Source organism: Enterocloster citroniae (assembly GCF_040545455.1).
Classification (GTDB): Bacteria; Bacillota; Clostridia; order Lachnospirales; family Lachnospiraceae; genus Enterocloster; species Enterocloster citroniae.
In genome coordinates this window covers 1-3,730 of record NZ_JBEPLZ010000057.1, presented here as the reverse complement: position 1 = coordinate 3,730, position 3,730 = coordinate 1, and the positions used below count along the sequence as shown (strand labels likewise).

5 protein-coding genes and 2 tRNA genes are annotated in these 3,730 nt (G+C 43.2%); 2 read left to right on the top strand and 5 right to left on the bottom strand.

Translation table 11 applies throughout. The features are described 5' to 3' along the window. Window positions 1–94: 94 nt before the first annotated feature. The 3 genes from ABID13_RS28495 to ABID13_RS28485 all read right to left on the bottom strand — a co-directional run bounded on the left by ABID13_RS28495 (window position 95) and on the right by ABID13_RS28485 (window position 1,950). Window positions 95–952, bottom strand: coding sequence for an MBL fold metallo-hydrolase (locus tag ABID13_RS28495; RefSeq protein WP_048931387.1), 858 nt, complete (start codon window positions 950–952; stop codon window positions 95–97). Then, complete coding sequence (locus tag ABID13_RS28490) at window positions 949–1,269, bottom strand: DUF1330 domain-containing protein (RefSeq protein ID WP_048931388.1); 321 nt, start codon at window positions 1,267–1,269, stop codon at window positions 949–951. The genes ABID13_RS28495 and ABID13_RS28490 overlap by 4 nt, the downstream gene beginning before the upstream one ends. A gap of 111 nt (window positions 1,270–1,380) precedes the next feature. Continuing rightward, a complete protein-coding gene (locus ABID13_RS28485; protein ID WP_007871704.1) occupies window positions 1,381–1,950 on the bottom strand; it encodes a TetR/AcrR family transcriptional regulator in 570 nt (189 codons plus the stop codon). A 170-nt stretch (window positions 1,951–2,120) separates the two neighbouring features. Between ABID13_RS28485 and ABID13_RS28480 the strand changes: the two genes are divergently transcribed. Together ABID13_RS28480 and ABID13_RS28475 are read left to right on the top strand one after the other, a co-directional pair. Continuing rightward, window positions 2,121–2,477 carry a winged helix-turn-helix transcriptional regulator gene (locus tag ABID13_RS28480; RefSeq protein WP_045091624.1) on the top strand — a complete coding sequence of 119 codons (357 nt, stop codon included), beginning with the start codon at window positions 2,121–2,123 and terminating at the stop codon, window positions 2,475–2,477. Window positions 2,478–2,546: 69 nt separating this feature from the next. Beyond that, window positions 2,547–2,978, top strand: coding sequence for a pyridoxamine 5'-phosphate oxidase family protein (locus tag ABID13_RS28475; RefSeq protein ID WP_007871709.1), 432 nt, complete (start codon window positions 2,547–2,549; stop codon window positions 2,976–2,978). 432 nt (window positions 2,979–3,410) lie between these two features. On the opposite strand, the gene ABID13_RS28470 is transcribed toward ABID13_RS28475, so the two are convergent. Together ABID13_RS28470 and ABID13_RS28465 are read right to left on the bottom strand one after the other, a co-directional pair. Further along, window positions 3,411–3,482, bottom strand: a tRNA-Gly gene (locus ABID13_RS28470). 21 nt (window positions 3,483–3,503) lie between these two features. Then, a tRNA-Pro gene (locus tag ABID13_RS28465) sits at window positions 3,504–3,578 on the bottom strand. Window positions 3,579–3,730: the final 152 nt, after the last annotated feature.

The window sequence follows — 3,730 nt, the reverse complement described above, 5'->3', positions numbered from 1 at the left end:
CTCTTGCGCTTAAGCTCTCACCGCAGCGCAAGAGATATCTTACCAGATGGTTCGACAAATGTCAACAGCTTTTTTCATTTTTTGTAAAAACTTTTTATCGAGCCTGTTTCATCCTTTGTATATCTTCCAAAACCGATCTTTTAAAAAGCGGATGCTCACTCCATTGCTCCATGCCAAGTCGTTGGCACAAACATGGAACTACATATGAAACCACATCATCCGGCCGGCTGTACCAGCGCAAACTTTCCACAGCAGCATCTCTCAATTGTTCCATGACCTGTTTTGCCTTTTCAATGACCTCCACCCCCTGCTCATGGTTATACATCTGATCCCAGGCAGGACAATACAGGTCCACTTCCTTCCACACCCTCAGCCGCTCCAGCGTATCAAGGCTGGCCTGTGAGTCTACATAGATGGGCACGTCTTCCGGCCCAGGAATCCCATCACCCACAAAAAGAAGCTTCTCTTCCCTATAATAAAAACACAGTGATTCCAGAGAATGTCCGGAAGCCTTGATCACTTCCAACGAAATTCCCGGCTCCAGTTCAATAATCTCTCCAGGTATTAAAGTTCTGTCCACATGAACCGAACCCTCCACCAGACCATAAAAATTAGGTATGGGGCGTTCCCTGTACTGAAGGTCTATATCTTCGACCCAGTTCTTTTCTCCTGCACAGGAACAGATCTGGCAGCCGTATATATGCTTTAGAGCCTTTGCTCCCCCTATATGGTCAGGATGGGAATGCGTCAGCAGTACAGTATTGATAGTTTGTCTCCTTCTTCCATTTTTATGTATATATTCTCCAATTTTTTTATCACATCCTTTTACCCCTGTATCAATCAGGTAATATCCATCATTACCTTCTATAAGATACACATAGACATAGCGGCTGATCTGCGGACTTATGTTAAAATCAATTTTCAGCTGATGTACTGTTTTGCTTATCTTCACTCTCCCACCTCCTGGCCTTCTCCAAAGGCTGGTACGATTATAGCGTGACTGTCCACTGAGGATATCCGCTTTCCCATGATACGTCCGTATTCCTCTGATGAAAAACATGCATCCAGGCTTCCTCTGTCCGGAAAACGTATAACAATCATACGGTCCGGCTTCCATCCCTCTCCTAGGTACTCAATTCTTTCACTCCTGACCAAATAGACACCTCCATATTGCTCCACAATAGGCTTTACCATTCTTATATAGTCATCATAATCGTATCTCCCCCTTTCCGGATCTAAATAAGTGCATGCAATAAAATACCATCCCATTCTTGTCGCCTCTCCCCTCTATGCAAGTAAACACTTGCATCAACATCAAAAATATATAACACAAACTACGTGCCACATACTTTTTATTCATTTCCGCTGCTGTACTTATAACTATATTCCATTGATAAACCCTTCAACCATCCCCCTAATATAACAATCCTGGTCCATGGTTGTCAGCTGATCGCCAAATGAAGCTTTCAAAAATATAAAACCAAAATTCAGGGACAGGAACATCATGGATAAAGTTTCAAAATCATCATGCTTTAAAATTCCTCTTTTGTTCATTTCCCTAAAATAATCAATCAAGCCCGTCTTAAAAGTCTGGGGAACCGCCATGATTCCCTTTGATGTCACATCTGCCAATTCTGGAGTGCGCAGCCCAATAGAAAGTTTTACAAACCTGGGGCTCACCTTGGTCATATACACATGTGAAAAACGCATCAGATCCTCCTTCAGACTACCTGATATTTGAAGAAAATCCTCAGGGCGAAGGTCTGGATGCCATTGACTTTGCTTCATGGCCTGGAGCACGATTTCCTTTTTTTCACTAAACTTCCGAAAAATGGTGCACTCATTCACACCTGCCCGCCTGGCAATATCTTTCGTTGTTGTTGCCGAATATCCTCTCTCCATCATCAGTTCCATTGCCGCATCAATGATCCTTTGACTTGTCTGGTCCATTTTTGCCTCCATTCTTGCAAGTGTATACTTGCATTCTATAACATTGTCTTGAAACTGTCAAGATCAAACCAGATCATTTTATTAAAATGGACATCCTCCTTAAACCTACTCCGTATAGAACTATAGCCAATCCTGGGTTACGGTGATATACTTTAAATGAGGTGATCTATATGAAAATGCGAAATGAATATACATGTCCCCTGGAACTGACTCATGATGCGATCAGGGGAAAATGGAAACCCATTATCTTATGGCAGTTAAGCAAAAGCCCCCAGTCTCTTTCTTTTCTCAGACATTCCATTGCCGGCGTGACTCAGAAAATGCTGATCCAGCAGCTTAATGAATTGATCCAGTACGGTTTTGTGGACAAGACCACCTTTGAAGGATATCCTTTGCAGGTGAAATATGATCTCACAGACCGTGGCAGGAAAATATTTCAGGCCGTCACAATTATGCAGGATGTAGGGATTGAGATGATGATTGAAGATCACAGGGAAAATATTCTGAAAGAAAAGGGGCTTTTGTAGTTACTAAAAAGTGCCTACTATCTTTTCAACCTGGCTCACTATATAATGGTTGAAAAGGAGGTTAAAGCCATGAGAGATACAGAAACAACAATTGGAAATCTGATTGACAAACAGGGAGTGTCCTTTATCGGTTCCGTGTCCCCGGACGGCATTCCAAACATTAAAGCAATGCTCCCACCGCGTAAAAGAGAGGGCATCAAAGTCTTTTATTTCACCACCAACACATCCTCAATGAGAGTTTCACAGTATAAAGCTAATCCAAGGGCATGTATCTATTTTTGTGACCGGCGTTTTTTCCGCGGAGTCATGCTTACCGGCACCATGGAAGTACTGGAGGACAGGAAAACCAAGGAAATGATCTGGAGGGAAGGTGATACCATGTATTACTCCAAAGGCGTGACAGATCCTGACTATTGCGTGCTGCGTTTTACCGCCAATGACGGTAGGTACTACAGCAACTTCAGCTCTGAATCATTTGAAATAGAGCAGGCAATGCTTTAACTGTGAATCCAATAATAAATGCAATATAAAACCCCTGGAATCGTCTCCCGGGGTTCTTCTTTCGCCAACAAAAAAGCCGGAATTCCCTTGCTTTCAGGAAATTCCAGCCAATAAAAAAGCGCGAGACGGGATTCGAACCCAAGACTAAAATTGGATGTCTTCAAAAAAGTGAAGACTATCCCACAGCTCTATCCCACTCTACCCCAGCAAGAGCATAAAAAAGAAGTCAAAAAAGGCCGGAAACCATTGTAAAATCAAGGTTCCGGCTACCAATAAAAAAAGCGCGAGACGGGACTCGAACCCACCCCTTGAAATCATAATCAGAACATCACAATTTCAAGATGGGAACTCAACCCTACTCAACCCCACTCTTTATAAGCCCAAAACAGCCGAAACCCTTGTAAAATCAAGGCTTCGGCTATCATTGAAAAAAGCGCGAGACGGGATTCGAACCCGCGACCCTCGCCTTGGCAAGGCGATACTCCACCACTGAGCCACTCGCGCATATATATTCTCTTTAGTTAATCGGGGTGACAGGATTCGAACCTGCGACCTCCTGGTCCCAAACCAGGCGCTCTAGCCAAGCTGAGCCACACCCCGTCATCACCACGGCAATTACACCATAAATGATATAATCTTTAAGCACATTACGTACCCTCAAAACCACATATTGAAAACCGAATTGAAACTTCCTTCTTTTCCCTAAACCTTTTGGTTAAGCCCTCGACCGATTAGTATTAGTCAGCTACATA

Excerpts from the sequence above, each read along its gene's own strand:
- ABID13_RS28485 (WP_007871704.1), bottom strand. The coding sequence starts at position 1,950 with ATGGACCAGACAAGTCAAAGGATCATTGATGCGGCAATGGAACTGATG.
- ABID13_RS28475 (WP_007871709.1), top strand. The coding sequence starts at position 2,547 with ATGAGAGATACAGAAACAACAATTGGAAATCTGATTGACAAACAGGGA.
- ABID13_RS28480 (WP_045091624.1), top strand. The coding sequence starts at position 2,121 with ATGAAAATGCGAAATGAATATACATGTCCCCTGGAACTGACTCATGAT.
- ABID13_RS28490 (WP_048931388.1), bottom strand. The coding sequence starts at position 1,269 with ATGGGATGGTATTTTATTGCATGCACTTATTTAGATCCGGAAAGGGGG.